This is a genomic window from Skermanella mucosa, from assembly GCF_016765655.2.
Lineage (GTDB): Bacteria > Pseudomonadota > Alphaproteobacteria > Azospirillales > Azospirillaceae > Skermanella > Skermanella mucosa.
The window spans coordinates 6,224,863-6,251,238 of record NZ_CP086106.1 but is presented as its reverse complement, the minus strand read 5'-3'; the positions used below and the strand labels follow the sequence as shown (position 1 = coordinate 6,251,238).

At 68.0% G+C, this 26,376-nt stretch carries 26 protein-coding genes; 16 read left to right on the top strand and 10 right to left on the bottom strand.

The genetic code is table 11. From position 1 onward, the window contains the following. Positions 1-282 precede the first annotated feature (282 nt). Positions 283-1,398, top strand: coding sequence for a porin (locus tag JL100_RS29050; protein ID WP_202680848.1), 1,116 nt, complete (start codon positions 283-285; stop codon positions 1,396-1,398). A 75-nt stretch (positions 1,399-1,473) separates the two neighbouring features. On the opposite strand, the gene JL100_RS29045 is transcribed toward JL100_RS29050, so the two are convergent. Further along, positions 1,474-3,180: an AMP-binding protein gene (locus tag JL100_RS29045; RefSeq protein WP_202680847.1), complete on the bottom strand. Its 1,707-nt coding sequence runs from the start codon at positions 3,178-3,180 to the stop codon at positions 1,474-1,476. A gap of 172 nt (positions 3,181-3,352) precedes the next feature. Here JL100_RS29045 and JL100_RS29040 point away from each other — a divergent pair, with 172 nt between their 5' ends. Together JL100_RS29040 and JL100_RS29035 are read left to right on the top strand one after the other, a co-directional pair. Then, positions 3,353-4,093 (top strand): SDR family NAD(P)-dependent oxidoreductase, encoded by a 741-nt coding sequence (locus JL100_RS29040; RefSeq protein WP_202680846.1) that lies wholly within the window; start codon positions 3,353-3,355, stop codon positions 4,091-4,093. A gap of 237 nt (positions 4,094-4,330) precedes the next feature. Continuing rightward, a complete protein-coding gene (locus tag JL100_RS29035) occupies positions 4,331-4,648 on the top strand; it encodes a type II toxin-antitoxin system RelE/ParE family toxin (protein ID WP_323378348.1) in 318 nt (105 codons plus the stop codon). A gap of 207 nt (positions 4,649-4,855) precedes the next feature. Here the strand turns inward: JL100_RS29035 and JL100_RS29030 are convergent, their stop codons facing one another. The 3 genes from JL100_RS29030 to hrcA form a co-directional block, all read right to left on the bottom strand. Next, positions 4,856-5,239: a hypothetical protein gene (locus tag JL100_RS29030; protein WP_202680844.1), complete on the bottom strand. Its 384-nt coding sequence runs from the start codon at positions 5,237-5,239 to the stop codon at positions 4,856-4,858. Between the two features lie 312 nt (positions 5,240-5,551). Then, entirely contained in the window at positions 5,552-6,187 is a 636-nt protein-coding gene (gene grpE, locus JL100_RS29025) for a nucleotide exchange factor GrpE (protein ID WP_202680843.1), read from the bottom strand. A 71-nt stretch (positions 6,188-6,258) separates the two neighbouring features. Continuing rightward, positions 6,259-7,293: a heat-inducible transcriptional repressor HrcA gene (gene hrcA / locus JL100_RS29020; RefSeq protein WP_158047793.1), complete on the bottom strand. Its 1,035-nt coding sequence runs from the start codon at positions 7,291-7,293 to the stop codon at positions 6,259-6,261. A 241-nt stretch (positions 7,294-7,534) separates the two neighbouring features. On the opposite strand from hrcA, the gene rph reads away from it, so the two are divergent. The 3 genes from rph to hemW are packed head-to-tail and all read left to right on the top strand — an operon-like array spanning position 7,535 to position 10,076. Continuing rightward, complete coding sequence (gene rph, locus JL100_RS29015; protein ID WP_202681152.1) at positions 7,535-8,254, top strand: ribonuclease PH; 720 nt, start codon at positions 7,535-7,537, stop codon at positions 8,252-8,254. Positions 8,255-8,298: 44 nt separating this feature from the next. After that, positions 8,299-8,892, top strand: coding sequence for an RdgB/HAM1 family non-canonical purine NTP pyrophosphatase (gene rdgB / locus JL100_RS29010; protein ID WP_202680842.1), 594 nt, complete (start codon positions 8,299-8,301; stop codon positions 8,890-8,892). A gap of 11 nt (positions 8,893-8,903) precedes the next feature. After that, the gene (gene hemW / locus JL100_RS29005; RefSeq protein ID WP_202680841.1) at positions 8,904-10,076 is read left to right on the top strand and encodes a radical SAM family heme chaperone HemW; all 1,173 of its coding nucleotides are present in this window, start codon (positions 8,904-8,906) and stop codon (positions 10,074-10,076) included. Positions 10,077-10,087: 11 nt separating this feature from the next. Here hemW and JL100_RS29000 read toward each other — a convergent pair whose 3' ends face one another. Then, positions 10,088-11,287, bottom strand: a complete 1,200-nt coding sequence (locus JL100_RS29000; protein ID WP_228420968.1) for a penicillin-binding protein activator — start codon at positions 11,285-11,287, stop codon at positions 10,088-10,090. On the opposite strand from JL100_RS29000, the gene rsmI reads away from it, so the two are divergent. The 4 genes from rsmI to gshB all read left to right on the top strand — a co-directional run bounded on the left by rsmI (position 11,281) and on the right by gshB (position 14,610). Continuing rightward, positions 11,281-12,231 (top strand): 16S rRNA (cytidine(1402)-2'-O)-methyltransferase, encoded by a 951-nt coding sequence (gene rsmI, locus JL100_RS28995; RefSeq protein ID WP_228420967.1) that lies wholly within the window; start codon positions 11,281-11,283, stop codon positions 12,229-12,231. The genes JL100_RS29000 and rsmI overlap by 7 nt on opposite strands. Beyond that, complete coding sequence (locus JL100_RS28990; RefSeq protein WP_202680840.1) at positions 12,221-12,625, top strand: YraN family protein; 405 nt, start codon at positions 12,221-12,223, stop codon at positions 12,623-12,625. The genes rsmI and JL100_RS28990 overlap by 11 nt, the downstream gene beginning before the upstream one ends. 148 nt (positions 12,626-12,773) lie before the next feature. After that, positions 12,774-13,607, top strand: a complete 834-nt coding sequence (locus JL100_RS28985; protein ID WP_202680839.1) for a SirB1 family protein — start codon at positions 12,774-12,776, stop codon at positions 13,605-13,607. A gap of 37 nt (positions 13,608-13,644) precedes the next feature. Next, the gene (gshB, locus tag JL100_RS28980; RefSeq protein ID WP_202680838.1) at positions 13,645-14,610 is read left to right on the top strand and encodes a glutathione synthase; all 966 of its coding nucleotides are present in this window, start codon (positions 13,645-13,647) and stop codon (positions 14,608-14,610) included. A 67-nt stretch (positions 14,611-14,677) separates the two neighbouring features. Here the strand turns inward: gshB and JL100_RS28975 are convergent, their stop codons facing one another. Both JL100_RS28975 and JL100_RS28970 read right to left on the bottom strand, forming a co-directional pair. After that, the gene (locus JL100_RS28975; protein ID WP_202680837.1) at positions 14,678-15,424 is read right to left on the bottom strand and encodes a creatininase family protein; all 747 of its coding nucleotides are present in this window, start codon (positions 15,422-15,424) and stop codon (positions 14,678-14,680) included. A gap of 39 nt (positions 15,425-15,463) precedes the next feature. Continuing rightward, complete coding sequence (locus tag JL100_RS28970; RefSeq protein WP_202680836.1) at positions 15,464-16,798, bottom strand: hypothetical protein; 1,335 nt, start codon at positions 16,796-16,798, stop codon at positions 15,464-15,466. A gap of 281 nt (positions 16,799-17,079) precedes the next feature. Between JL100_RS28970 and JL100_RS28965 the strand changes: the two genes are divergently transcribed. The 5 genes from JL100_RS28965 to JL100_RS28945 all read left to right on the top strand — a co-directional run bounded on the left by JL100_RS28965 (position 17,080) and on the right by JL100_RS28945 (position 20,733). Continuing rightward, positions 17,080-18,603 (top strand): YifB family Mg chelatase-like AAA ATPase, encoded by a 1,524-nt coding sequence (locus JL100_RS28965; RefSeq protein ID WP_202680835.1) that lies wholly within the window; start codon positions 17,080-17,082, stop codon positions 18,601-18,603. A 284-nt stretch (positions 18,604-18,887) separates the two neighbouring features. Beyond that, positions 18,888-19,268, top strand: coding sequence for a type II toxin-antitoxin system HicB family antitoxin (locus JL100_RS28960; protein ID WP_202680834.1), 381 nt, complete (start codon positions 18,888-18,890; stop codon positions 19,266-19,268). Positions 19,269-19,517: 249 nt separating this feature from the next. After that, positions 19,518-19,808: a nucleotidyltransferase family protein gene (locus tag JL100_RS28955; RefSeq protein WP_201075931.1), complete on the top strand. Its 291-nt coding sequence runs from the start codon at positions 19,518-19,520 to the stop codon at positions 19,806-19,808. A 53-nt stretch (positions 19,809-19,861) separates the two neighbouring features. Further along, entirely contained in the window at positions 19,862-20,185 is a 324-nt protein-coding gene (locus tag JL100_RS28950) for a HepT-like ribonuclease domain-containing protein (protein WP_202680833.1), read from the top strand. Between the two features lie 185 nt (positions 20,186-20,370). Next, the gene (locus tag JL100_RS28945; protein WP_202680832.1) at positions 20,371-20,733 is read left to right on the top strand and encodes a Crp/Fnr family transcriptional regulator; all 363 of its coding nucleotides are present in this window, start codon (positions 20,371-20,373) and stop codon (positions 20,731-20,733) included. Between the two features lie 16 nt (positions 20,734-20,749). Here the strand turns inward: JL100_RS28945 and JL100_RS28940 are convergent, their stop codons facing one another. Then, on the bottom strand, positions 20,750-20,911 hold the full coding sequence (locus JL100_RS28940; protein ID WP_202680831.1) for a hypothetical protein: 162 nt from the start codon (positions 20,909-20,911) through the stop codon (positions 20,750-20,752). A 94-nt stretch (positions 20,912-21,005) separates the two neighbouring features. On the opposite strand from JL100_RS28940, the gene JL100_RS28935 reads away from it, so the two are divergent. Further along, the gene (locus JL100_RS28935) at positions 21,006-21,641 is read left to right on the top strand and encodes a LysE family transporter (protein WP_202680830.1); all 636 of its coding nucleotides are present in this window, start codon (positions 21,006-21,008) and stop codon (positions 21,639-21,641) included. 40 nt (positions 21,642-21,681) lie between these two features. Here the strand turns inward: JL100_RS28935 and JL100_RS28930 are convergent, their stop codons facing one another. Continuing rightward, positions 21,682-24,861 (bottom strand): efflux RND transporter permease subunit, encoded by a 3,180-nt coding sequence (locus tag JL100_RS28930; RefSeq protein ID WP_202680829.1) that lies wholly within the window; start codon positions 24,859-24,861, stop codon positions 21,682-21,684. After that, positions 24,858-26,063 carry an efflux RND transporter periplasmic adaptor subunit gene (locus JL100_RS28925; protein ID WP_202680828.1) on the bottom strand — a complete coding sequence of 402 codons (1,206 nt, stop codon included), beginning with the start codon at positions 26,061-26,063 and terminating at the stop codon, positions 24,858-24,860. Before JL100_RS28925 ends, JL100_RS28930 begins: the two co-directional genes overlap by 4 nt. Positions 26,064-26,376 lie beyond the last annotated feature (313 nt).

Sequence of the window (26,376 nt, the reverse complement as noted above, 5' to 3'; positions counted from 1 at the left end):
AACCCGCCGAGCCGGTCGCGGCGCTGAGGTCCCGACGTACGGCGAGCGTGAACTTATTTAAGTCAACTACCACTTTCGGAGATAAAAGAATGAATTTCGCCTAAATGAATATAGACAATCCGGATGATGTTACCTAATAGGCACTGATGGGTGCAATTTTTCTAAGTCACAGAGAAACCGGCTTTTGCATTTGTCACGTTTGCGCCTCAATAAGGCGACCGATGCGGCACTAATGAACTCAATGACCGCACCGGGATAACAAACTTCGAACGGGGCAGACTTATGAAGCGGATCCTTCTCACTGGAACGGCGCTGGCAAGCGGCATGCTGTTCGCGTCGGTTGCACAAGCCCAGATCACGGTCAGCCTTGGCGGCTACACGGAATTCTTCGCCGGCTTCTACGAGGACGACGCGCCGGGCCGTACCGACCGTGAGTTCCAGTTGGAGACCGAGATCGTCATCCGCGCCGACGGCAAGGCCGACAACGGCCTGCTGTACGGCGCCAAGGTCGAACTGCAGAACAGCACCGGCGGCAGTTCCACCAGCGTCGGCACCGACGAGGCGTCGGTCTATCTCGGCGGCACCTGGGGCCGGCTCGAACTCGGCGACTTCGACGGCGCCGCCGATACCCTGAAGATCTACGCCCCGGTGATCGGCATCGAGCAGATCGACGGCGACGCCTACGACTTCCTCGGAGCCGAGTCGGATACCGGCCTCTCCCTCGGCTCGCAGATCGCGTTCGGCATCCATATCCCGAACTCCAGCGACGCGACCAAGGTCATGTACCTGACCCCGCGGTTCGCGGGCTTCCAGGCCGGCGTCAGCTATGCGCCGGAGAGCAACAGCCAGGGCCAGAACGTGGTCGCCCTGGAAGACGTGAGCCTGAGCTACAAGGACTGGATCGAAGGCGGCATCAACTACACCGGCGCGTTCGGCGGATTCTCCGTCGCGGCCGGCGCCACCATCTCGACCGCCTCGGGCCAGGGCAACCCCGTCATCGGCACCCTGGAAGACTTCACCGCGTGGAACGTCGGCGGCCAGGTCGGCTATGCCGGCTTCGTCCTGGGCGGCGGCTATGTGGAAGCCGACGATTTCAACGTCCCCACGGGCGCCGTCGAGAACGACCAGTCCGTGTGGCATATCGGCGTGAGCTACACCGCCGGCCCGATCGCGGTGGGCGCCAGCTACATGGATGCCGAAGGCTACAAGGGAGATTCCTCGACCTATGCCAGCGACTACAAGTCGTACGGCGTCGGCGTCGCCTATACCCTGGCGCCGGGCCTCGTCGTGCAGTCCGACCTGATGTTCGTCGACGAGGATGTCCGCCCGGCCACCGCCGGCCCGACCTTCAGCAACGAAGGCTACGTCTTCGTCGTGGGCACCCGCCTGGACTTCTGATCCGGAGACGGAAATTGAGGGCGGGAGTGCCGGGCCGCGGGGTCCGGCACTCCCGCCCCTTGGCGTTCCGGCCGGTCAGGGCTGTTCCTTCAGCTCCGGGAAATCCTCTTCCCAGAACTCGAGATGGCTCCGTTCGGCGCCGCCCGGCCTTCCCTCCTCCGCGCGGCGCAGCTCGACGCGGCGGATCTTGCCGGAGATGGTCTTGGGCAGGTCGGCGAACTCGATCCGGCGCACCCGCTTGTAGGGCGCCAGATGCCGGCGGACGTGGCGGAAGATCGCCAGCGCGGTCTCCCGGTCGGGGCGCCAGCCCGCCGCCAGCACCAGATAGGCCTTGGGAACGGCCAGCCGCAGGGGATCGGGGCTCGGCACCACGGCGGCTTCGGCCACCGCCTCGTGCTCGATCAACGCGCTCTCCAGCTCGAAGGGGCTGATCCGATAGTCGGAGGCTTTGAACACGTCGTCGGCCCGGCCGACATAGGTCAGGTAACCGTCCTCGTCCTTCATCGCGACGTCGCCGGTGCGGTAGTAGCCGCCGGCCATGATCTCCTCCGTCCGGGCGGCATCGTCGCGGTAGCCCGTCATCAGCCCGACCGGCCGGCGGTCGAGCATCAGGCAGACCTGGCCTTCGGGGCGTTCCGTCCCATCGGCGTCGAGCAGCTTCACCACGTATCCGGGCAGCGGGCGGCCCATGGAGCCGGGCTTGACCGGCTGGCCCGGCGGGTTGGCGATCTGGGCCGTCGTCTCGGTCTGGCCGTAGCCGTCGCGGATCGTGATGCCCCAGGCCTCGCGCACGGTGTCGATCACCTCCGGGTTGAGCGGCTCGCCGGCGCCGATCAGGTCGCGCAGCTTTACCGGGTAGGCCTTCAGGTCCTCCTGGATGAACAGGCGCCACACCGTCGGCGGCGCGCACAGGGTGGTGACCCCGCAGCGCGCGATCACCGACAGCATGCCGGGCGCCGAGAAGCGCTTGTAGGTGTAGACGAAGACCGCCGCCCCGGCGTTCCACGGCGCGAAGAAGTTGCTCCAGGCATGCTTGGCCCAGCCGGGCGAGCTGATGTTCAGGTGGATGTCGCCGGGCATCAGCCCCAGCCAGTAGAGCGTCGAGAGGTGGCCGACCGGGTAGCTGCGGTGGCTGTGCTCCACCAGCTTGGCCTTGGCCGTGGTGCCGGAGGTGAAATAGAGCAGCAGCGGGTCGTCGGCGCGGGTCGGGCCGTCCGGCTCGAACGAGGATGGCGAGTCGTAGGCGTCCTCGAAGCGGCGCCAGCCTTCCGGCGCGGCGGCGGCGCCGACCGCGATCCTGGTGTAGGCGCCGGGCAGGCCGTCGAACTTGGCGGCGTCTTCCGCCCCGGCGATCACGTGGGCGACGCGGCCACGCTCGATCCGGTCGGCGAGGTCCTCGGCGTTCAGCAGGGTGGTGCTGGGGATCAGCACGGCGCCCAGCTTGATCGCCGCCAGCATGGTTTCCCACAGGGGCGCCACGTTGCCGAGCATCAGCAGGATCGGGTCGCCGCGCCGCACGCCCTGGGACCGCAGGTAATTGGCGACCCGGTCGGAGCGCTCGGCCATCTCGGAGAAGCTCAGCTTCGTCTCGGCGCCGCCTTCCTCGACGATCCACAGGGCGGTCGACTGGTTGCCGCGCGCCATGGGATCGAAGTAATCCAGCGCCCAGTTGAAGGTCTCGAACTCCGGCCAACGGAAATCGCGGTACGCGGTCTCGTAATCCTCGCGATTCTCGATCAGGAAATCGCGCGCTTTCAGGAACTCCGCTCCGGGCGTCGTCATGTCGTTTTTCCTCCGTCCCCCTGGGGGTCCGATGCCGGATGCCCGGCCCCCTTATTCGCGGCGGGAGTTTAGGCGGCGTGGTGGGGTCTGTCCATCCGCGCCGGCCTGGGGTAAACCTGTCGATAACGAAGCGAATCGAAGAACCGATCGAGGACGGAGGAACAACGCCAAGATGACCGAACAAACGCCTGCGATTTCGGCTTTCGACATCTCCGGCCGCCGCGCGCTGGTGACGGGAGGAACCAGCGGGATCGGCGCCGCCATCGCCGCCGGGCTGGCCGACGCCGGCTGCCACGTGATCGCCGCCGGCCTGCCGGTAGCGGACGCGGCGCCCGATCCGACCGGGCCGATCCAGACGGTGGACCTGGACGTGACCGACGCGCAGGCGGTCGAGCGCCTCGCCAAGGGGTTGGACCGGCTGGATATCCTGGTCAACGCGGCCGGCATCATCCGGCGCGGCGCGGAATTCGACCTGGACGCTTTCGAGCAGGTGGTGGACGTCAACCTGACCGGGACGATGCGCCTGTGCACCGCCTGCCGTCCATTGCTGGCCCGGCAGGGCGGCAGCATCGTCAACGTCGCCTCGATGCTGAGCTTCTTCGGCGGGGGGCTGGTGCCGGCGTACAGCGCCAGCAAGGGCGGCATCGCCCAGCTGACCAAGAGCCTGGCGATCGCCTGGGCTATGGACGGCATCCGGGTCAACGCCATAGCGCCGGGCTGGATCGCGACCGCCCTGACCCAGGGCCTTCAGGAAGACCCCGCCCGGTCCGAGGCGATCCTGTCCCGCACCCCCCTGAAACGCTGGGGCACGCCGCAGGACCTGACCGGGGCGGTGGTCTTCCTGTGCTCCCCGGCGGCCGCCTTCGTCACCGGAACGGTGCTGCCGGTGGACGGCGGTTATTTGATATCCTGAGGGGGGCGGGTCTGGAAGGGAGGGCGCGGCCCGGGCCATGTCCGTCCCGTTCCGACCGCACTGAAAGCCTCTCGACAGACTGGTGGTGGAATGCCACCTTGGAAGGATGAGCACGGCGACGCAGAAATCCGCTCATGCGAGCGATCATCCCGAGACGGCCCAGCTTCATGCCGCCGTCGAGGAATCCCGTGCCGCCGAGCGGCGGGGTGAGACCGCATCGCATGACCAAGTGCGCCTGTGGCTGCTGGCTCTTGCCGCAGGCGAACGGCCGCCACCTCCCCTGCCGTGAAGGTGCTTTGGACCGGTCCGGCGGTCCGTGATGTAGAAGCTCACGTCAGATATCTGGGCCAGTTCAACGAACGGGCTGCGCGGGAACTTGCGATATCGCTGGTGAAGGCGGGTGACAGTCTGGCCGCCATGCCTGATCGGGGGCGGCCCGGCCGGATTGCCGGCACGCGGGAATTGGTGGCCCTGTACCCTTATGTGATCGTGTACGAAGTCGGCCCGGAGTCCGTTACGATCCAGCGTATCTGGCACGGCAAGCTGCTTGCGTGAATCGCTAGGAAACGCCGTGGGACCTGGGGTTCGGGTAGCAGCGGAACCGAAAGTCCGATTGGACCGGGATAGCTGTACGCAAAATCCCAGCGGGATGGTTTCCGTACAGCCGATCAATCCGACAAGGATTTCCGGCTGCGTTTCTGGCGCTTTGGGACGGTCAGGCTATCTGTCGCCCATCCCTGTCGGGAAACACATGTTTTCCAGTCATTCTAGATCATCGAGACTCTTGAGGAGGGTTGTTATAGAATGACCGCTTATGCCGTTTGATCTTCCCACATTTATTGACTCTATAACTTTTTCCATCCCAAGCAAATGACTAGATACATGTAATAGCTCAATGTCATTTCCAACCATTCTAAAGTAGTGATTTCTCCCGCCATCTTTCTTTTGAGTAATGTAAATAAACACGTTATCATCTTTATATTTATCAAACTTATGCAATTGTCTCCTTTCTGACACATGCTCCATTAAACTTTTTATATTCAATGTAATGTAATTTGAGGCATCCCTCCCATGTATACTTTTGAGATGGTTGTAGAGGCTTTTGATATCGCTTACGGCTTGCCCTGTGAGAATTACGCTTGCCATGGCTCATTTACCTTATACTAATTGTAGTCTATAATTATCTTATATCGCCGTTTAATTGCAACGCAGCCATTTCAGCCCAATCAGACATTCTATTCCTCTGCTACTCACATCCTGACCTGACCAGGAAGTTCCCCAGCTGCGACTAACGGTAATCGGAAAAGGCGGGATATTCAAGAAGGCAGGCCGGCCTTCGCCCATTAGGGCGAACGCCGACATTCTGCATCAAGACTCCGGCCACGGAGTCGGCGTCGGCCTTCGGCCGAGGCCGACCCACGGAGGAACGACCTTGTCGTGGTGCCGGACGGAAGCCGGTCAGGCCTGGGTGTCGACCCGGCTGACCGGCTCGTCGGCACCGCGCTTGGCGGCGCCGACCATGGCTTCGCGCAGCAGGCGGCCATGGATGGTGTAGCCGTCCTGGAGGACCTGGACGATGGTGCCGCCGGGCTTGCCGGTGTTCTCGACCTCGAACACCACCTGGTGGAAGTTGGGATCGAACTGCTCGCCCAGGGCTTCCATCTTCTTGATGCCGCCGCGGTCGAACGCGGCGTGGAGCTGGCGCTCGGTCGCCTCGATGCCGACCAGCAGGTTCTTCATCACGTCATCCTGCTCGCGCTGCTCGGCGGGAACGGCGTCGACCGCCCGGCGCAGGTTGTCGGCGACCGCCAGGAGTTCCTTGGCGAAGCTGCTGACCGCGTACTTGGCGGTGTCCTCGCGCTCGCGCTGGGCGCGGCGGCGGATGTTCTCCGTCTCGGCCAGGGTGCGCAGGAGCTGATCCTTCAGGCCGGCGACCTCGGCCTCCAGCGCCGCGACCCGATCTCCGCCCTGGGTGTCGCCCTGGCCGTCCGAACCTGCGGCTTCCTCACCGGGCGCCGCGGCGGTTTCGGGTGCGTCGGGAGCGGTAACCGTGTCGGCGTCGGCCTCGTTGGGCTTCTTCTGGGGTTCGTTCATGGCAAATACTCGGTTCGTGGCTCGATGAATGGGTTGCGATGAATTCCGGGAGAACTCCGGAAGCCGGGGGGTCAGCCGAGCAGGCGGCCGATCACCTTGGCGGTGTAATCCACCATGGGGATGATCCGCGCGTAATTGATCCGGGTCGGACCGATCACGCCGATCGCGCCGACGATCTGCTCGCGGCTGTCCTGGTAGGGGGCGATGATCATCGAACAGCCGGCGTGGCTGAACAGGGTGTTCTCCGCGCCGATGAAGATCTGCACGCCCTCCGCCTTGTTGGCGGCGTCGAGCAGGCGGAGCATCGCCTCCTTGGTCTCCAGCGCCTCGAACAGGGCGCGGATGCGCTCCAGATCGGAAAGCGCGGTCACGTCGTCAAGCAGTTTCGCCTGGCCGCGCACGATCAGGTGGCCGGTCGAGCCGGAGCCGGCCCAGGTCGCCAGCCCGGCTTCCACCACCCGCGACGACAGCTCGTCGAGCTGGGTGCGCTGCTCGTCGATCTCCCGCACGACGGCGGTCTTGGCCTCGTCCAGGGTGCGGCCGATCAGCCGGGCGTTGAGGTAGTTGGACGCGGTCTGGAGGGTCGAGGCCGGCATGCCCAGCGGCACCTCGACCACCCGGTTCTCGACCAGCCCGTCCTCGGTCACCAGGACCACCAGGGCGCGGCCGGGCGCCAGGTTGACGAACTCGATATGCTTCAGCGCCCGGTCGGTCTTGGGCGCCAGCACCAGCCCGGCGCAGCTGGACAGGCCGGACAGCATGGACGACGCCTCGGCCAGCACGTCGGGCAGGCTGCGGCCCGATGTCGCACACTTGGCGTCGATGCTTTCCCGCTCCTGGTCGGACAGGCGGCCCAGTTCCAGCAGGCCGTGGACGAACAGGCGCAGCCCCGCCTCCGTCGGAAGGCGGCCGGCCGAGGTGTGGGGGGCGTAGAGCAAGCCTAAGTCTTCCAGGTCGGCCATGACGTTGCGGATCGTCGCCGGCGACAGGGAAATGCCGAGCCGGCGGGAGATGGTGCGGGAGCCGATCGGCTCGCCCGTTTCCACGTAGGCATCGACGATGGTGCGGAAGATGTCTCGCGAGCGCTGGTTCAGTTCGCTGATCATATGAGCTTCGACGACGCTGACGGCACGGTGTGCGGCCTCCCAGCCGGTTGCTCCCGGCCGTCCTGGCCGGACCTGCAATGTAGTCAGGGCCTTGCCGCGAATCAACCGGGGCGCCCCGGCGGTCCCGGTCCGGCCCCCGTCCAGTGCGGGCCGGCGGCGGGCCGGACCGCACTGGACGGGGGGCCGGCGAGCGGCTAGCTTGCCCCTCCGCATCCACACCTATTTCACGGGACACAGCACCATGCGCCCCTCCGGCCGCCTTCCCGACGCCCTGCGTCAGATCAGCCTGGAACCGGGCTTCTCGAAATATGCCGAGGGTTCCTGCCTCGTCCGGTTCGGCGACACCCACGTGCTGTGCACCGCCAGCGTGGACGAGCGGGTCCCGCCGTTCCTGCGCAACACCGGGCTGGGCTGGGTCACCGCGGAGTACGGCATGCTGCCCCGCTCCACCGGCAGCCGCACCGACCGAGAGGCGGCCAAGGGCCGGCAGTCCGGCCGCACGCAGGAGATCCAGCGCCTGATCGGCCGCTCGCTCCGCGCGGTCACCAACCGGTCCGGCATGGGCGAGACCCAGATCAAGGTCGACTGCGACGTGATCCAGGCTGACGGCGGCACCCGCACGGCGGCGATCACCGGCAGCTACGTGGCGCTCTACCTCGCGTTCAAGCATCTGGTGGAGATCGGCAAGCTGAAGTCGATCCCGATGACCGACTCGGTGGCCGGCATCTCGGCCGGGATCTATAACGGCACGGCGGTGCTGGACCTGGACTATGCCGAGGATTCGACCGCCCAGGCCGACACCAACTTCGTGCTGACCGGCAGCGGCGGCATCGTCGAGGTGCAGGGCACCGCGGAGGAGAAGCCGTTCAGCCAGAACCAGTTCATGGAGCTGCTGGCGCTGGCCCAGAAGGGCGTCGCCGAGCTGACCCTGCTTCAGAAGGCCGCCCTCGGCCTGTCGTGAGCGTAGCCGGAATTAGTCAGGGCCCGTAACAACCAGGAATCCCGATGACCAGGAAGTTCGACGGCGACACGCTGGTGGTCGCCAGCCACAACAAGGGCAAGGTGCGCGAGATAGCGGCGCTGCTCGGCCCCTACGTGGCCCGGTTCCGCTCGGCGGCGGAACTCGACCTGCCCGAGCCGGAGGAGACCGGCGACAGCTTCATCGCCAACGCCGAGCTGAAGGCCAGGGCCGCCGCCACCGCCAGCGGGCTGATCGCGCTGTCCGACGACAGCGGGCTGGTGGTGCCGGCGATCGGCGGGCAGCCGGGCATCTATTCCGCGCGCTGGGCCGGGCCGGACAAGGACTTCGCCGCCGCCATGGAGCGGGTCCGGCGCGAGCTGGCGGACGGCGACCGCGCGGCCTATTTCGTCAGCGCGCTGACGCTGGCCTGGCCCGACGGGCATTGCGAGTCGGTCGAGGGCCGGGTCTACGGCACGCTGGCCTGGCCGCCGCGCGGGGCGAACGGCTTCGGCTACGACCCGATGTTCGTGCCCGACGGGTACGACGTCACCTTCGGCGAGATGGACCCGGAGGAGAAGCACCGGATCAGCCACCGCGCCGACGCCTTCCGCCAGCTCGTGGAGCGGTGTTTCGGTTGAAGGATCTGGAAATGAGTTCCCGGGACGGATCGGAACCCGGTTTCGGCATCTATGTCCATTGGCCGTTCTGCCTGGCCAAGTGCCCTTACTGCGACTTCAACAGCCATGTCCGGGACGGGGTGGATCACGCCCGGTGGCGGGCGGCGCTGCTGCGGGAGCTGGACCACTATGCCGACCTGACGGCGGGCCGGACGGTGACCTCGATCTTCTTCGGCGGCGGCACGCCGTCGCTGATGGAGCCGGCAACCGTCGCCGCCGTGATCGAGCGGGTGGGGGCGCGCTGGAACACCGCTCCCGGCCTGGAGATCACCCTGGAGGCCAACCCGACCTCGGTCGAGGCGACCCGCTTCGAAGGGTTCCGGGCGGCCGGGGTCAACCGGGTGTCGCTGGGCATCCAGGCGCTCGACGACGAGTCGCTGAAGTTCCTGGGCCGCGCCCACAGCGCGTCGGAGGCGCTGGGCGCCATCGGCCTCGCCGCGCGCCACTTCGACCGCTTCTCGTTCGACCTGATCTATGCCCGCCCTGACCAGTCGGTCGCGGCCTGGGAGGCGGAGCTGCGCCGGGCGCTGGACCATGCGGTCGGGCACCTGTCGGTCTATCAGCTGACGATCGAGGAGGGGACGCGCTTCCACACCCTTTACAATCGCGGCGTCTTCGCCCTGCCGGACGACGAGCTGGCCGGCGACTTGTACGAGGCGACCCAGGCGCTGCTGGAAGGCGCCGGCCTGCCGGCCTACGAGATCTCCAACCATGCCCGGCCGGGCGAGGAATCGCGCCATAACCTGACCTATTGGCGCTACGGCGATTATGTCGGAGTCGGCCCCGGCGCCCACGGCCGGCTGACCCTGGACGGCACCAAATACGCGACCCGCGCCCACCGCGCGCCGGAGGCCTGGCTGGACCTGGTGGACCGCAACGGCCATGGCGGGCACGCGACCGAGGAGGTGGCACCGGGCGAACGGCTGGTCGAGATGCTGATGATGGGCCTACGCCTTGCCGAGGGGGTCCCGCTCGCCCGGCTCCGGGAGGAGACCGGCCTGACGGTGGACCGCGCGCTGGACCCCGCCGGCCTGGAGCGGATGCTGGCGGGCGGCTTCGCCGAGCTGACCCCGACCCGCCTGCGTGCCACCCCGGCGGGCCGCCAACGCCTGAACGCCCTGCTCGCCCGGCTGCTGCCGGCCTGAGGTCCCGGCTTTTAGAAGCCCAGGGACTGGAAGCTGCTGGGCGCGGGGTCGATCACCCGGTTGCCGTCGGGCGTCACCTCCATCACCGCGAGACCACGGTCGACCAAGCCGTCGGGGCGCAGGCGGAAGATGCCGTCAACCCCGGCGAAGCCGTTGGGGTTGGTCAGCGCCATCATGTCGAACGGGGCCGGGCCGCCGTTGCGGGCCAGCACCGCGGCGAGGGCCGCGGCGTCGTAGGCCAGCGTGGCGAGGCGGGGCGGGCGGCGGCCGTAGACCGATTCGAACCGCTGCTCGAAGTCGCGGCGCGCCGCGGGATCGGGGGCGGCGTACCAGCCGCCGACCAGCGCCGGCTCGCTCCCCAGGGTCGGGTCGTCCCACATGCCGGTGCCCAATAGCTTGACCTGGGCCGGATCGATCTGGAAGGCCGGCAGCAGCGACGCGGCGCTGCGCAGCTTGGGGCCGCCCTCCGCCAGCATGATCGCGTCCAGGCTTCCCGGGCCGCCGGACGCCAGCGACTGCACCGCCGGCGACAGGTCGGTGGCGGAGGGATCGTAGCGCTCGGTCCGGACGATCCGGGCGCCGACGTCCAGCGCCGCCGTGTTGAGCGCCGAACTGACGGCGTCGCCGTAGGCGTCGCGCGGCGCCAGCGACCCGATCCGGCTGACGCCCTGGGACCGGGCGTAGGAGACCACGCGGCGGACCTGGTTCTCGGGCGAGAAGCCGATCGTCCAGGCGCCGCTGCCCGCCTGGCTCAGGTTGTTGGAGAACGAGACCATGCTGAGGCCGGCGCCCTGCACCGCCGGCCGCACCGCCCCCACCGACGATGAATAGAGCGGCCCCAGGATGAGCTGGGCGCCGTCGGCGATGGCGGCGCGGGCGGCCTCGCTGGCGCCGCCGGGCGTGCCCTTGGTGTCGCGCGGGATCAGCTGGAAACTGTCGTCGCCCAGGTCGAACAGCGCCATCTGCGCCGCTTCGAGCATGCCCTGGCCGAGGTCCGCGGCGTTGCCGGTCAGCGGAACCAGCAGCGCGACCTTGACCGTCCGGTTCACCGGGGTGACCGGCTCCAGCGGTTCGGTGGTGATCGGCGCTTGCTCCGCTTGCACCTGCGGTGGTTCAGGTCTTACGGTGGGCGCACAGGCGGCCAGGGCCAGCAGGCCGGCCGCCAGCCATACCGGCTTCAGGATATCTGGAAAAGTCGCCAAACGTGTCACCGACGGACTCCACTTCGATAGGGGCGGGCGAGAGCGTGGAAGGTAGCGGGACCGGCAGCCCAAGTAAACCGACCCCCGGCCTCTACCTCGTCGCAACTCCCATCGGCAATGCCGCAGACATAACGCTGCGGGCGCTGTCGGTGTTGCGCGCGGCCGACGCGATCGCCTGCGAGGACACCCGCGTCACCCGCAAGCTCATGAACGCGCACGGCATCGGCACGCCGATGATCTCCTACCACGAGCACAACGCCGCGAGGATGCGGCCGGTGCTGCTGGAAAGGCTGGGTGCCGGGGAGACCATCGCCCTGGTCTCCGACGCCGGCACGCCGCTGATCTCCGATCCCGGGTACAAGCTGGTGCGCGACTGCGTCGCGGCCGGGCTGCCGGTCACCACCCTGCCCGGGGCCAGCGCGCCGGTGTCGGCGCTGGTGCTGTCGGGCCTGCCGACCGACCGCTTCCTGTTCGCCGGGTTCCTGCCGCCCAAGTCGGCCGCGCGCCGCGCCGCCGCCCACGAGCTGGCCGGCGTCCGCGCAACGCTGGTCTTCTTCGAGAGCAAGGAGCGGCTGGCCGCGGCGCTGGCCGATATGCACGCCGTGCTGGGCGACCGCGAGGCCGCCGTGGCGCGCGAGCTGACCAAGATGTTCGAGGAGGTCCGGCGCGGCCGGCTGTCCGAACTGGCGGCCCATTACGAAGGGCACGGCCCGCCCAAGGGCGAGATCGTCATCGTCGTCGGGCCGCCGGAGGAAGGCGCCGGCGCCGCCGACGAGGCCTCGGTGGACCGGGCGCTGGCCGAGGCGATGGAACGCATGAGCGTGCGCGACGCGGCGTCGGAGGTGGCGGCCCGGACTGGCTGGCCGCGCCGCCAGGTCTATGCCCGCGCCCTTGAGCTGTCGCGCAACGGCCCCGCCGGACCGCCCCCGGACGGAGAGGACGATGGCGGCTGATCCGTCGAAAGGAACCTCGAAGCGGACCGCGAGCCCGGTTCGGCTGGCCGCATGGCGCCGCGGCCGCTGGTCGGAGGCGCTGTGCCGCCTGGCGCTGCGGCTGAAGGGCTACCGCATCCTGGCGCGCGGCTGGCGCTGCCCCCAGGGCGAGATCGACATCGTCGCCCGGCGCGGCGGGACCGTCGCCATCGTCGAGGTCAAGGCCCGGGGATCCCTGTACGCGGCGGGCGCCGCCGTCACGCCCCGCCAGCGCCGGAGGCTGGAGCGGGCGGCCCTGGCCTTCGTCTCCCGCAACCCCGCCCTCAACGGGCTGGCGATCCGGTTCGACGTGATGATGGTCGTTCCCGGCCGGTGGCCGCGCCACGTGGCCGACGCCTGGCGGGAGGGCGCATGAAGACGGGTCCGGGCTGGTGGCAGGACTCGTGGCCAGACTCGTGGGTTGTCGCCCCGCATGGTTTATGCTCTATGTCCGCCCTGGCCGCCGTCTTCGCCATGGCCGCGGCCGTCGCTCGCCCTTCCCGGACGCCATGAGAAGAAGAGCCGTGATAAGCCGACTGGAAGCCAAGGATGTCCTGCGCCGCGTCGGGACCCAACAGGACGAGGAAATCGATCTGGCCGAGGCGGCGCTCGCCCTGGCCGCCCTGGAACAGCCCGAGACGGAGCTGGACCGGTACCGCGATCACCTGTCGTTGCTGGCCCGCCAGGTCGCGGAGCTGAACCCGCCCGAGGAGGACAGCCTGGAGGCGCGGGTCGCCGCCCTTCAGGACGTGCTGGTCGCCCGGCACGGCTACGAAGGCGACACGCTGACCTACGACGACATCCAGAACGCCAACATGATGCGGGTGATCGACCGGAAGAAGGGCCTGCCGGTGGCGCTGGGCATCCTGTTCATCCAGTCCGCCCGCGCCCAGGGCTGGAGCATCTTCGGCCTGAATTTTCCCGGACATTTCCTGGTCCGGCTGGAATATGCGGGCGAGCGGATCATCATCGACCCGTTCAACCAGGGCCAGGCCCGCAGCGTCATGGAACTGCGCGACCTGCTGAAGATCGCGGCCGGGGCCGACGCCGAGCTGACGCCGGAATACTACGCGACGGTGGGCAACCGGGACATCCTGCTTCGCCTGCAGAACAACCTGAAGCTACGGTTCCTGAAGGCCGACCGGGTGGACAAGGCGGTCGAGGTGCTGGACGGCATGCTGCTGTTCGCCCCCAACGAGGCGACGCTGTGGCGTGAGTCCGGCCTGCTGAACGCCCATGCCGGGAACCTCGCGGCGGCGGTGGACGCGCTGGAGACCTTCATGGAGCTGGGCGGCAACGATCTTCTCCGCCACCAGACCGCGCTGCTGATCCAGCAGCTCAAGACCCGCCTGAACTGACCCGATCCCAGAGAAACGACCCGCCGCGGAGCCCCCGATGAGTCTCGCCGTCGCCATCCAGATGGACCCGATCGAAGGCATCAACATCGATGCCGACAGCAGCTTCATGATGGCCCTGGAAGCGCAGCGGCGCGGCCATGCGCTGTTCCACTACCTGCCGCAGCATCTCAGCTTCCGCCAGGGCCGCCTGTACGCGCGCGTACGCCCGCTGGAGGTCCGGCGGGAGTACGGCAATCACTTCACCTTCGGCGGGGAGCAGGTGATCGACCTGGCGACCATGGACGTGGTGCTGATGCGCCAGGACCCGCCGTTCGACATGGCTTACATCACGGCGACCCACCTGCTGGAGCATATCCAGGCCGACACGCTGGTGATCAACGACCCCGTGCATGTGCGGAACGCGCCGGAGAAGCTGTTCGTCACCCATTTCCCCGACCTGATGCCGCCGACCCTGATCACCAGCGACAAGGTGGAGATCCTGTCCTTCCGCGAGGAGTTCAAGGACATCATCGTCAAGCCGCTGTTCGGCAACGGCGGGGCCGGCGTCTTCCACCTGAAGCCGGACGACGAGAACCTGGGTTCGCTGCTGGAGATGTTCACCCAGCTCTACCGCGAGCCGGTGATCGTCCAGAAATACCTTCCCGAGATCCGCGAGGGCGACAAGCGGATCATCCTGATCGACGGCGAGCCCGGCGGCGCGGTCAGCCGCATCCCCGTCACCGGGGAGGCGCGGGCCAACTTCCACGCCGGCGGCGGCGCCCGGCAGACGAAGCTGACCACCCGCGAGCGCGACATCTGCGCGGCGATCGGGCCGACCTTGCGCGAGAAGGGGCTGGTCTTCGTCGGGATCGACGTGATCGGCGACTACCTGACCGAGATCAACGTCACCTCGCCGACCGGCATCCAGGAGATCAACCGCCTGGACGGCGTCCAGCTCGAAGTCGGGCTGTGGGACGCCATCGAGACCCGCCACCACGAACGGCACACGGGCAAGCCGGTCTGATTGTCCGCAGATGAACGCAGTTGGACACGGATTTCGATTTGCGTCCAACCGCGGCTGACTTTTCCCGTCACGCCTCGCCGACGAAGCTGCGGTACTTGTCGGCCAGGGCCGCCACGGCGGCGTCGTACAGCCGCTTGCCGTGCTCCGGCCGCGCCAGCCCGGGGTTGGAGCCGATCCGGCCGTCGGGGAAGCGGCGGCGGTAGTCGCGGGCGTCGTAGAACTGGCTGCTGGGCGCCACCGGCGGATCGAGCGGCGCTTCCTTGATGTGGTCGGGATAGAGATACTGCACCACGGACACCTCGCTGGGGGTCGCGTGGCTGCCCTCGGACGAGCCGAACAGTTCCTTGCTCAGGCCGTAGACGCTCTCGTTCTCCCACCAGCTGATCACCCGGCAGCGCACCTCCGGCGCCGAGGCGCCCCGGGCGGCCCGAAGTTCGGCGTAGATCTCGTTGAAGGCGGCGCGCACGGTCGCGATGTTGCCGCCATGGCCGTTGATGAACAGGAAGCGCTCGAACCCGTGCTCGGCCAGCGCCGCGACATAGTCCCGGATGACCAGGACCAGCGTCGAGGGCCGCAGGGTCATGGTGCCGGGGAACTCCATGTGGTGGACGGCCATGCCGACCCCGATCGTCGGCCCGACCAGCGCCCCGGCGGCGGCGCCGACCCCCAGCGCGATCTCCTCCGCGCAGATGGCGTCGGTGCCGATCAGGCCGTTGGGGCCGTGCTGCTCCGTCGAGCCGATGGGGATGATGATCCCCTTCGACGTCTTCAGGTAGGTCTCGACCTCGGGCCAGGTGCTGAGTTGAAGGCGCATGGATGATCCAGGTTGTTTCGGGCCGGGTTGTTCTTCGTGTCAGGTTTGGCGAAGCGTCAGGGCCACGCCGGGATCGCTCTGGAGCGAGCCGGTCAGCGACCAGCGCCCGGCGCGGAACTGGAACGTGTCGAACCGGGCGGTCGGCCGGCCGCTGCCGTGGAGCAGGACGAGCGTGTCGCCATCGGCCCGCCAGCGCACCTCGGTCGGACGCCCGCCCGCGATCGACTGGTCCGGCTTCAGGCGCAACGTCGCGAGGGTTTGGCCCGCGGCATCCTCCAGCGCCCAGTCCCCGGCGCTGAGATCGACCGGGATCGGCAGGGTGCCGGGGGCGGATGCCGGCGGCGGGGGCGCCACCTCCTGGGCGGCGGGGCTGCGAAGGACATAATCCTGGCCGGGGGCGGACGGGTCGTCGCCCCGGATCACCGGGACGCCGCCCTCCGGCGCGAGGGTCGAGAAGCGCACCGAGGTGCGGCCGTCGGCGTCGTAGAAGCTCAGCACGCCGTTCTCCACCGACCAGAACCGCGCCCGCGGATGGACGTCCCCGGCGATGCCGCCTTCGGGCGACAGGGTCACGAGGCCGAACGGCTCGCCGCCGGCCGGCCCGAAGGTCCAGGTGCTGCCGGACAGGTAATCCTGCTCCAGCGCGGCGCTTCCCGAGGCGGACGGCGGTGTTGCCGGCACGGGGGCCGGGGCCGGCTCCTGGGCCGGCTCCTGGTAGGTGCGTTCCTGGAAGGCCGGCTCCTGGAGCGCGGGGGCCGGAGCGGACTGTTCCCCGGCCCCGCCGACGACGCGCAGGCTGCTGACCGGCACCGTGCCGTACTGGCTGGTGAAGGTCACGGTCCAGCCGTTCCCCTGCTGCTGCGATACGCCGGAGATCATGTGGTCGCCGGTATCGTACACCGTCACCGTCCCGGCGATATCGACCGCCAAGCGGTTGGCATGGCCGAAATAGGCGTAGCGGATATCGTTCTGGCCGCCGCTGGAATTGGGCTGGCCCAATTCGGCCGGCCACCAGGACCCGGAATTCCAGCCGCCGAACGATCCGGACAGGCTCGAAGAGGGTTGGGAAGACTGGAATTGGGGCGGCGCCGGCTCCCACAGCCAGCCCTGGTCATTGGCCAGAAGGTTGGACAGCTCGATGCAGATATTGTCGACCCGGGCCTTCAGCGCATTGTTGAACAGGTCGCTGACCATGGTCATGCCGCCCATCATCCATTGGCCGGAGCCGCCGAAGTCGGGATGGCTGAACTGGGCCATGGTGCCGCCGCCGCGCACCAGCGCGTCCAGCATGGTCATCGCGCCGTCGGTGCTGATGCCATGGCGCTGGGCGATCTCGGCGATCTTCGCCTGCCCTTCCGAAGTCAAGTTCCGCATCGCCAGCCTGCCATCCCCGAATGTCGTCAGATCGGCCGATCCGCCGTCCCGGACCGGTACCGTCGCCTCTTACCACGCTGCCAAGTTCCGACAAATGCGATTCGTCCCGCGGGAGCCGTCTCATATGGGGATTGAAGGCGCGGCGGGCGGATATGTTGCCTGCCCGGCAAGCCTGCGGCAATCCGACCGGAGGAGAGTGCCGCCCGAATCCCGTGACGATGCTGGCAAGGTGCGCGTTAACCTCATACAATCGCGTGTGTCGGCAGTCGGGGGGCGTCACGTTGGTTGCGCGGGTCAATACGGTTGCGTTCCAGGGCATCGATGTCCTGCACATCGACGTGCAGGTCCAGGTTTCCGGCGGGGTGGTCGCCTTCACCGTGGTGGGCTTGCCCGACAAGGCGGTCGGCGAGAGCCGGGAGCGGGTGCGCGGCGCCTTCCAGGCGCTGGGCCTGTCGCTGCCGCCCAAGCGCATCACCGTCAACATGGCGCCGGCCGACGTGCAGAAGGAAGGCAGCCACTACGACCTGCCGATCGCGCTGGGGCTGCTGGCCGCCATGGGCGTGCTGCCGGCAGAGGAGATCGCCGGCTATACCGCGCTGGGCGAGCTGGCGTTGGACGGCAGCCTGACCGCCGTCGCGGGGGTGCTGCCGGCGGCCCTCGGCGCACACGACAAGGACCGCGGGCTGATCTGCCCCGCCGCCTGCGGCAGCGAGGCCGCCTGGGCCAACGGGCTGGAGGTGCTGGCGGCGCCGTCCTTGCTGGCGCTGATCAACCATTTCAAGGGAACCCAGGTCCTGGCCCCGCCGCGCCGGTACGTGGAGGAGATCTCGACCAGCATGCCGGACCTGCGCGACGTCAAGGGCCAGGAGACCGCCAAGCGCGCCCTGGAGATCGCGGCGTCGGGGAACCACAACCTGCTGATGGTCGGCCCGCCGGGATCGGGCAAGTCGATGCTGGCCGCCCGCCTGCCCGGCATCCTGCCGCCGCTGGAGCCGAAGGAGGCGCTGGAGGTCTCGATGATCCACAGCGTCGCCGGGCATCTCCAGGGCGGCAGGATCCTGCGCAACAGGCAGTTCCGGGAGCCGCACCAGGGCACCAGCCTGCCGGCCCTGGTCGGCGGCGGCTCGCGCGCCAAGCCGGGGGAGATCAGCCTGGCGCACAAGGGCGTGCTGTTCCTGGACGAACTGCCCGAATTCCCGCGGCAGGTGCTGGAGGCCCTGCGCCAGCCGCTGGAGACCGGGCGCGTCACGATCGCGCGGGCGAACCACCATGTCACGTATCCGGCGCGCTTCCAGCTGATCGCGGCGATGAACCCGTGCCGCTGCGGCTATCTGGGCGATCCGGCCAGGGCCTGCTCCCAGGTGCCCAAATGCGGCGTCCAGTACCAGAGCCGGATCAGCGGTCCCCTGTTCGACCGGATCGACTGCCACGTGGACGTCCCGCCGGTCAGCGCCGCCGACCTCAGCCTGCCGCCCCCGGCGGAGGGCAGCGCCGAGGTGGCCGCCCGGGTGGCGGCCGCCCGTGCCATCCAGGCGGATCGGTTCCGCGTGCCCGGCGAGGAGGATACCGGCCCGCGGACCAACGCCGAGGCTGACGGCGAACTGCTGGAAAAGGTGGCGAGCCCCGACCAGCCCGGCCGCGCCCTGCTGACCGAGGCCGCAGAGCGCATGCGCCTGTCCGCGCGGGGTTATCACCGCGTGCTGCGGGTCGCCCGCACCCTGGCCGACATGGAAGGGAGCACGCCCGTGCGCCGCCTGCACGTCGCCGAGGCGCTCAGCTACCGGCGGATCGTCCCGGGGCGATGAGCCTCGATCCGTTTTTTAGCAACTGAATTTCAGTTGCGGTGTACGCCTAATCCGAATCATGATCACATGACAAGGATCGACAAACTCAAGACGAGCCTTGCGCTCGCGGTTCTGCAAAGGTTGGGATGAGAACCGATGAAAAAGGGTTCCACCGCCGGATCAAGGCGCAAGTTCCGCCATTCGGCGATGGATCACATGAACTGGCTTGACGAGCCCCATGACGGTGAGATGGCGGCCGGGATGGTTCGTCGGCTTCGGGATGATCCGATTGCCCGGGGGTTGCTGTGAGCACACTGAACTACAACGGTTATCAAGGTTCCGTCACGTTCGAGGACGGATCGCTCGTGATCAGGCTGCTCCACATCGATGATGTGATCACTGCCCAGTGCGAGTCGGTGCAGGAGGTGCGGAAGTCGTTCGAGGCGCTTGTGGACGATTACGTCGAGACATGCCGCGAACTGGGCCGCGAACCAAACCGTCCTTTCAAGGGCAGCTTCAATGTGAGGATGTCGCCGGAACTCCATAAGCATATTGCCATGGCTGCGGCCGAGATGGGGGAGTCCCTCAATGCCTGGATCGTCAAGGCGGCCGAGGAACGGTTGTCGGGTTCTCACGTCGGCAGATCGGACGGCGGCAACGTCTTGCCCAGGTTCAGGGCCGGCTGATATCGGGAAGGGGTTGGGAATGCTCCAGATGAACGAGCGTCTTGCCCAGAGCCCCGGTCGCGTCCATCGTGCCACCCCGTCGCCGGATCGGTGGCCGCCGTCGGATTCAGAACGCTACCGAAATGTCACGCGTTCTTGCACCCGATCACCCGGCCCCGGCATTCCGGTTTGCGACCGGGGATCGTTGCCGTATCATGTGAAGATGGCGCCTCCCGGGTGCGGTCCGGTTGGTGATGGGGGAATATCGCGATGCGACCATCGCAGGTTCTGGACAAGCATCGACAGGGCATCCTGGATATCGCCCGCCGGCACGGTGTATCGAATGTACGGGTGTTCGGTTCGGTATCACGGCGTGATGACACGGAAGACAGCGATGTCGATCTTCTGGTCGAGCCGTCGGAAACCACGACGTTGCTGGATCTGGCGCGACTGAAGCGGGAGGCCGAGACCCTGACCGGCGTTCCGTTCGACGTGCGTACGCCACTGTCCCTGTCGCCGCGATTCCGCGCACGGGTGCTGCGGGAGGCGAGGCCGCTGTGACGGGGAATGGGTCCCGAGGGCGACGCCATCATCCTAAAACCTGTCTGGAAGACATGCTCAACGCCGTCCTGGCGATCGTGGAGTACACGGTTGGTATGGATGAGGCCGGGTTCCGGCGGGACGGCAAGACCTGCGACGCGGTGCTGCGACGCCTCGAAGTCCTGGGCGAGGCGGCCGGGCGCTTGATGCGCGCCGGCGTGGAGCCGGATTCTCCGGCCGCAGCGTTGCCGCTGCGAGAGATCTACGACATGCGGAACGCTTTGATCCATGGCTATGACGGCGTTGATCTCGGTGTCGTCTGGCAGACCGTCCAGCGGGACATTCCGGGCCTGCGGCAGGACCTGGAGAGGACGTTGGCAGGCATGGGGCATGGCTGAGGAGGTGCCGTCGCAACGACATGCCCAGGTTCAGGGCCGGCTGAAGCCAGGAGGGAACTGGTCGGCCGGCGCGTCTCTTTGTCATGGAGTGATCGTTCCCGACGGACCGACTTGCGCGGTCGCGGACGGTGTTGCACAGTCGCTGTGATGTCTAATCAGTCTCCGAACCGCGACGGAAGCTCCCCATGGCCGCGACCTTCCAGCACAAGCAGTATTCTCCCGGCGAAGTGATCTTCAGGAAGGGTGAAACCGGTACCTTCCTCTACCTGGTCGAGCGTGGGTCCGTGATCATCTGGGTCGGGGACGAGGCCGACAAGAAGGTCATCGGGGAGGTCGAGACCGGCGGGCTGTTCGGCGAGATGGCGATCCTGGACCGGCAGCCGCGCATGGCGAACGCCAGCGCCGCCAGCGAGACCCAGTTGCTGGAGATGCCGGCCAGCGTACTGCGGCAGGCGATCAACCGGGCCGACCCGCTGGTGGTGCAGCTGATCAACGTGCTGATCAACAATCTCCGCCGGTCGGCGAAGGACTCCGAACCGCAGGTCTGAGGGTGAGCGGACCCGTTCAGGCCGACGTCGTGTTCAGGCTGTTGTCGGCGCCCGTATTTCCGGGGGCGCCGCTGGTCGGCGGGTCCGAGGGATGGTCGGCCGGGGCCTTGCGGTTGGGGTCCTGGTTCTCGCCCGCCGGGTTCTGCCGCGTCTGGTCCTTGTCTTTTTCGGTCGTCATGTCATAGGTCTCCGGTTGCTCGAGGTTAGAACCGGGCCGAGTCGCCGCCGGTTCCCGCCGCGCTTCCGATGAATGCTCTTCCGGAGAAGTATCCATGGTCGCCGCTTCCCTGCTCGCCGCGTTCTGGGCAGCCTTCGTGCTTGCCTTGGTCAGCCCCGGACCGAACTTCGCCGTGCTGCTCGGGACGGCCCTGCAACGGGGGCGCGCCGCCGCGGTCAAGGTCGCGTTCGGGATGGCGATCGGCGAGGCGGTCTGGGGATTCGCGGCCGTGTTCGGCGTGGCCCTGCTGGCGGCCAGGCATCCCTGGATCGGCACCGGCCTGCGGGTCGGCGGCGGGATGTTCCTGCTCTACCTGGCGTTCCTGTCGATCCGTGCGGCACTGCGCCGCACAGAGCCGGAGGCGGAACCGGCGGGGGAGCCGGCGCCGTCCCCCGCCGCCGCCCGAGGCGGCATCGCGCGGGGGTTCGGGCTGATGCTGCTGAACCCGAAGGCCGGCGTCTTCTGGGTTTCGCTGACCAGCGTGTTCCTGACGCCGGAGACGCCCGCCTCCGTCGGCGTGATCGCGGTGGCGGGCGCCGTCCTGCTGTCGCTCGGCTGGCACACCATGCTGGCAGTGGCCCTGTCCGCCGATGCGGTCACCGCCGCGTACCGCCGACTGCGCCGAGGGCTGGAGGCGACGCTGGGCGTCGTCCTTGCAGGGCTGGGGCTGCGCCTGCTCGTCTCGAACTGACGCAACCCCTTTCCCTTTCCCTTTCCCTGCCCCTGCCCCGCTACTCGGCCGGGGCCGGCGGTGCCGATCCTTGGACCGGCGCCGCCTCCCGGCGCTTGCGGGCGAAGCTGCGCATCACCGTGTAGAACACGGGCGTGAAGATCAGCCCGAAGAAGGTGACGCCGAGCATGCCATAGAACACCGCCGTGCCGAGCGATTGGCGCATCTCGGCACCGGCGCCCTCCGCGATCATCAGGGGCACGACGCCCAGGATGAACGCGAAGGAGGTCATCAGGATCGGCCGCAGGCGGGTGCGCGCCGCTTCCACCGCCGCGTCGAACCGGCTCATGCCCTCGTCCTCGGCCTGCTTGGCGAACTCCACGATCAGAATCGCGTTCTTGGCCGCCAGTCCGACCAGCACGACGAACCCGACCTGGGCCAGGATGTCCACCGACATGCCCCGGATCAGCAATCCGGTGACGGCGGCCAGCAGGCACATCGGCACGATCAGGATGACCGAGAAGGGCAGCGTCCAGCTCTCGTACTGGGCGGCCAGCAGCAGGAAGACGAACACCACCGACATGCCGAAGATCAGCAGCCCGCTATCGCCGGCTCCCCGTTCCTGGTAGGCCAGTTCGGTCCACTCGTAGCCGAAGCCGTCGGGCAGCCGCTCCGCCGCGATCCGTTCCATGGCGTCCAGGCCGAAGCCGGTGGAATAGCCCGGCAGGGTGGCGCCCTGGACCTCCGTGGAGGGATAAAGGTTGTAGCGGGTCACCCGGTACGGGCCGGTGGTGTCGCGCAGTTCGGCGACCGAGCCGATCGGCACCATCTCGCCCCGCTCGTTGCGGGTCTTCAGGTTGGCGATGTCGCGCGGGTCGTCGCGGAACGAGCCGTCGGCCTGGGCGGTCACCCGGTAGGTGCGGCCCAGGAAGTTGAACTCGTTGACGAAGGTGGACCCCAGATAGACCTCCAGCGTCTCGAACACCCGGTCGGCCGAGACGCCGAGCATCTGGGCGCGCAGCCGGTCGATGTCGGCGAAGACCTTGGGCGTCGAGGTGTTGAACAGGGAGAAGACGCCGACCAGCCCCGGCGTGCCGTTGGCCGCCTCCACGATCTCCTGCGTCGCCTCCTCCAGGGAGTCGAGGCCGCGGCCCCGCTTGTCCTGGACCATCATCTTGAAGCCGCCGGAATTGCCGATGCCGCGCACCGGCGGCGGCGGGATCGTGATGATGAAGGCGTCCTGGATGCCGGCGAGCCGGCCGGACAGATCCTGCTGGAGCCGGTCGGCGGTCAGGCCCTTGGGCAGCCGCTCCTCGAACGGCTCCATGGCGGCGAAGATGGCGCCAGCGTTGGACGCGTTGGTGAAGGTGGCGCCGTCGAACCCGGCGAACGGCACCGCGTGGGCGATACCCTCCGTCTCCAGGATGATCCTCGTCGCCTCCCGCACCACGGCGTCGGTGCGGGCGAGCGAGGCTCCCGGCGGGAGCTGGATCACGGTGATCAGGTAGCCCTGGTCCTGGTTGGGGATGAAGCCGGTGGGCGCCCGGTCGAACTGCCACCAGGTCGCCCCGACCAGCAGGCCGTAGACCGGCAGCACCAGCAACGGCAGCCGGACCAGCCGGCGGGTCATGCCGCCGTAGCCGCCGGCGAGCCGGTCGAACAGCCGGTTGAAGCCGCGGAAGAAGGCGTTGACCGGCCGCATCAGCGGCGAGGCCCGCTTGTGCTCCTCGTGCCCGTGCGGCTTGAACAGCAGGGCGCAGAGCGCCGGGCTGAGGGTCAGCGACACGAAGCAGGAGATCGCGGTCGCCGCCGCGATCGTGACGGCGAACTGGCGGAAGAACTGGCCGGAGATGCCGGAGACGAAGGCCGCCGGGATGAACACCGCGGTCAGCACCAGCGCGATCGCGATCAGGGCGCCGCCGACCTCGTCCATGGTCCGGTGCGCCGCCTCGCGCGGGGACATTCCCTGCCGGAGGTTGCGCTCGACGTTCTCCACCACCACGATCGCGTCGTCGACCACGATGCCGATCGCCAGGACAAGGCCGAACAGCGACAGGGTGTTGAGCGAGTAGCCCAGCAGGGCCAGCACGGTGAAGGTGCCGACCAGCGACACCGGGATCGCCAGGATCGGGATGATCGAGGCGCGCCAGGTCTGAAGGAACAGGATCACGACGACGACGACCAGAATGACCGCCTCGAAGATCGTCTTGATCACCTCGTTGACCGATTCGGCGATGAATTCGGTCGGGTTGTAAACGATGTCGTACCGGAGGCCCTCGGGGAACGACCGGGACAGCTCGGCCATGGTGGCCTTCAGCCGCTCGGCGGTTTCCAGCGCGTTGGAGCCGGGCCGCTGGAAGATCAGCAGCGGCACGGCCACCCGCTCGTCCAGGTAGCCGTTGGTGCCGTAGTCCTGGGCCGCCAGCTCGACCCGGCCGATGTCGCGCACGCGCGTCACCCGGCCGTCGGGGTCGGTCTTGACGACGATGTTGGAGAACTGCCGGGGATCGACCAGCCGGCCCAGCGTCTCGATGTTGAGCTGGAAGGCGCCCGGCGTCGGCACCGGCGGCTGGTTGAGCACGCCCGACGCCACCTGGACGTTCTGCGAGCGCAGCGCAGCCACCACCTCGCCGGGGGTCAGGTTGCGGCTGGCGATCCGGTCGGGGTCCAGCCAGATCCGCATGGCGTAGTCGCGGGCACCGAACACCTGGACGTCGCCGACGCCGTCCAGCCGGGCCAGCACGTCCTTGACCTGCAATGTCGCGTAGTTGGAGATGTAGAGCTGGTCGCGGGACTCGTCGGGCGAGCTGAGATGGATCACCATCAGCATGTCGGGCGAGTTCTTGCGGACCGTCACGCCAAGCCGCCGGACCTCTTCCGGCAGGCGGGGCTCGGCCACCGCGACCCGGTTCTGGACCAGCACCTGGGCGGTGTCCAGGTCGGTGCCCAGCGCGAAGCTGATGGTCACGACCAGCCGCCCGTCGCCGGTCGACTGCGAGGACATGTAGAGCATGTTCTCGACGCCGTTGATCTCCTGCTCCAGGGGGGCGGCGACCGTGTCGGCGACGACCTCGGCGGAGGCGCCGGGATATGTCGCGTTGACCACGATGGTCGGCGGCGCGATTTCCGGGTACTGGGCGACCGGCAGGCTGAAATAGGCGAAGCCGCCGATCAGGGTGATCAGGATCGACAGGACCGTCGCGAAGATCGGCCGCTCGATGAACAGGTGTGAAAGCTTCAAGGCCTCACCTCCGCCGCCTGGATCTCGCCGGGCTGAGGGGTCACCTTGGAGCCGGGCCGGGCGCGCACGATGCCGCTGATGATGACGCGGTCCTCGGGGTCCAGGCCGGAGCGGATGATCCGCAACCCGTCCTCCATCGGGCCGGGGCGGACCGGCTTGGGCACGACGGTGCCGTCCTCCGCCACGGTCAGCACGATCTTGTTGGACTGGTCGCTGACGATGGCGCTGTCGGGCAGCAGGGTGGCGGTATAGAGCTCCGATCCGGGCAGGCGCAGCCGGCCGAACTGGCCGGGGGTCAGCATCAGGTCGGGGTTGTCGAACACGGCGCGCGCCCGGATCGTGCCGGCGCCGCGGTCCACCTGGTTGTCGATGAAGTCGATGCGGCCGTTCAGCGGCCAGTCGCGCTCGTCGAACAGGCGGGCCTGGACCTGGACGCCGCCGTCGCGCTGCTGGGCCAGAAGCCCGCGGGCGGTGGCGCGCTGATAGGCCAGGAAGTCGCTCTCGCTCATGTCGAAGTCGAAATAGATCGGGTCGAGCGAGACGATGGTGGTCAGCAGCGTCGGCGTCCCGCCGGATCCGCCGGCGATCAGGTTGCCGACGCTGACCTCTCGCTTGCTGATCCGCCCGGCGGAGGGTGCCGTGATGCGGGTGAATTCCAGGTCCAGCTCGGCGGTCCGCAGGGCGGCCTTGGCGACCTCGATGCCGGCGGTGGCGACCCGCGCCTCCTGGATGCGCTCGTCATAGACGCTGCCCGACAGCACGTCGCGCTGGCGGAGCGACGCGGCGCGGGCGAGCTGCTGGTTGGCGAGGTCGAGCCGGGCGTTGGCCTGGGCGAGCTGGGCCTTGGCGGAGGCCACGGCGGCCTCGAACGGCCGGGGATCGATCACGAAGAGCAGGTCGCCCTTCCGGACGAGCTGGCCGTCCTGGAAATGCACCGATTCGAGATAACCGCTGACCCGGGCGCGGATCTCGACGAAATCGACGGCCGAGAACTGGCCGGTGAACTCGTCCCACTCGATCAGTTCGCGGCGCAGCGGCTTGGCGACCGTGACCGGCGGCGGAGGCGTCGCCGCCGTCTGGGCCTGGGCAGGATGGGAAACGCCGACATAGGTATAGGCGCCGCCCGCGACGGCCAGGGCGAGAGCCGCCCCGGCGAGCCAGACGGCGCGGGAATCGGAACGGCGGATAGTGTCTCCAGTCATAATCTGCTCCCTCCTGTGCGGACCGGCCCCTTGTTCTTCGGGAATATCCTTTGGGAATACCGGTATGCGGCCCGCACAACCTTCAAGTGCGTTGCAGTAAGCAGTGCTGTCAGGAATCAGAGAACCCCGGTGATCCGGCGGCACGGGAAAAACCGAGGCCGTCGGTGCGGGATGGAAGCCGAATAAACGCGACCGTGAACTGTTCTGCAGTGCGCCGTATCACATGATGAAGCTTCGAGTACTTTCCGAAATCCCACATGGCAGGTACGGGTATTTGCTCCACCCTATCGAGACTTTCCGTAGATCGGGCGTT

Coding starts and splice junctions, on each gene's coding strand:
- JL100_RS29050 (WP_202680848.1), top strand. CDS start 283: ATGAAGCGGATCCTTCTCACTGGAACGGCGCTGGCAAGCGGCATGCTG.
- JL100_RS29045 (WP_202680847.1), bottom strand. CDS start 3,180: ATGACGACGCCCGGAGCGGAGTTCCTGAAAGCGCGCGATTTCCTGATC.
- JL100_RS29040 (WP_202680846.1), top strand. CDS start 3,353: ATGACCGAACAAACGCCTGCGATTTCGGCTTTCGACATCTCCGGCCGC.
- JL100_RS29030 (WP_202680844.1), bottom strand. CDS start 5,239: ATGGCAAGCGTAATTCTCACAGGGCAAGCCGTAAGCGATATCAAAAGC.
- grpE (WP_202680843.1), bottom strand. CDS start 6,187: ATGAACGAACCCCAGAAGAAGCCCAACGAGGCCGACGCCGACACGGTT.
- hrcA (WP_158047793.1), bottom strand. CDS start 7,293: ATGATCAGCGAACTGAACCAGCGCTCGCGAGACATCTTCCGCACCATC.
- rph (WP_202681152.1), top strand. CDS start 7,535: ATGCGCCCCTCCGGCCGCCTTCCCGACGCCCTGCGTCAGATCAGCCTG.
- rdgB (WP_202680842.1), top strand. CDS start 8,299: ATGACCAGGAAGTTCGACGGCGACACGCTGGTGGTCGCCAGCCACAAC.
- hemW (WP_202680841.1), top strand. CDS start 8,904: ATGAGTTCCCGGGACGGATCGGAACCCGGTTTCGGCATCTATGTCCAT.
- JL100_RS28990 (WP_202680840.1), top strand. CDS start 12,221: ATGGCGGCTGATCCGTCGAAAGGAACCTCGAAGCGGACCGCGAGCCCG.
- gshB (WP_202680838.1), top strand. CDS start 13,645: ATGAGTCTCGCCGTCGCCATCCAGATGGACCCGATCGAAGGCATCAAC.
- JL100_RS28975 (WP_202680837.1), bottom strand. CDS start 15,424: ATGCGCCTTCAACTCAGCACCTGGCCCGAGGTCGAGACCTACCTGAAG.
- JL100_RS28970 (WP_202680836.1), bottom strand. CDS start 16,798: ATGCGGAACTTGACTTCGGAAGGGCAGGCGAAGATCGCCGAGATCGCC.
- JL100_RS28955 (WP_201075931.1), top strand. CDS start 19,518: ATGCGACCATCGCAGGTTCTGGACAAGCATCGACAGGGCATCCTGGAT.
- JL100_RS28950 (WP_202680833.1), top strand. CDS start 19,862: ATGCTCAACGCCGTCCTGGCGATCGTGGAGTACACGGTTGGTATGGAT.
- JL100_RS28945 (WP_202680832.1), top strand. CDS start 20,371: ATGGCCGCGACCTTCCAGCACAAGCAGTATTCTCCCGGCGAAGTGATC.
- JL100_RS28940 (WP_202680831.1), bottom strand. CDS start 20,911: ATGACGACCGAAAAAGACAAGGACCAGACGCGGCAGAACCCGGCGGGC.
- JL100_RS28935 (WP_202680830.1), top strand. CDS start 21,006: ATGGTCGCCGCTTCCCTGCTCGCCGCGTTCTGGGCAGCCTTCGTGCTT.
- JL100_RS28925 (WP_202680828.1), bottom strand. CDS start 26,063: ATGACTGGAGACACTATCCGCCGTTCCGATTCCCGCGCCGTCTGGCTC.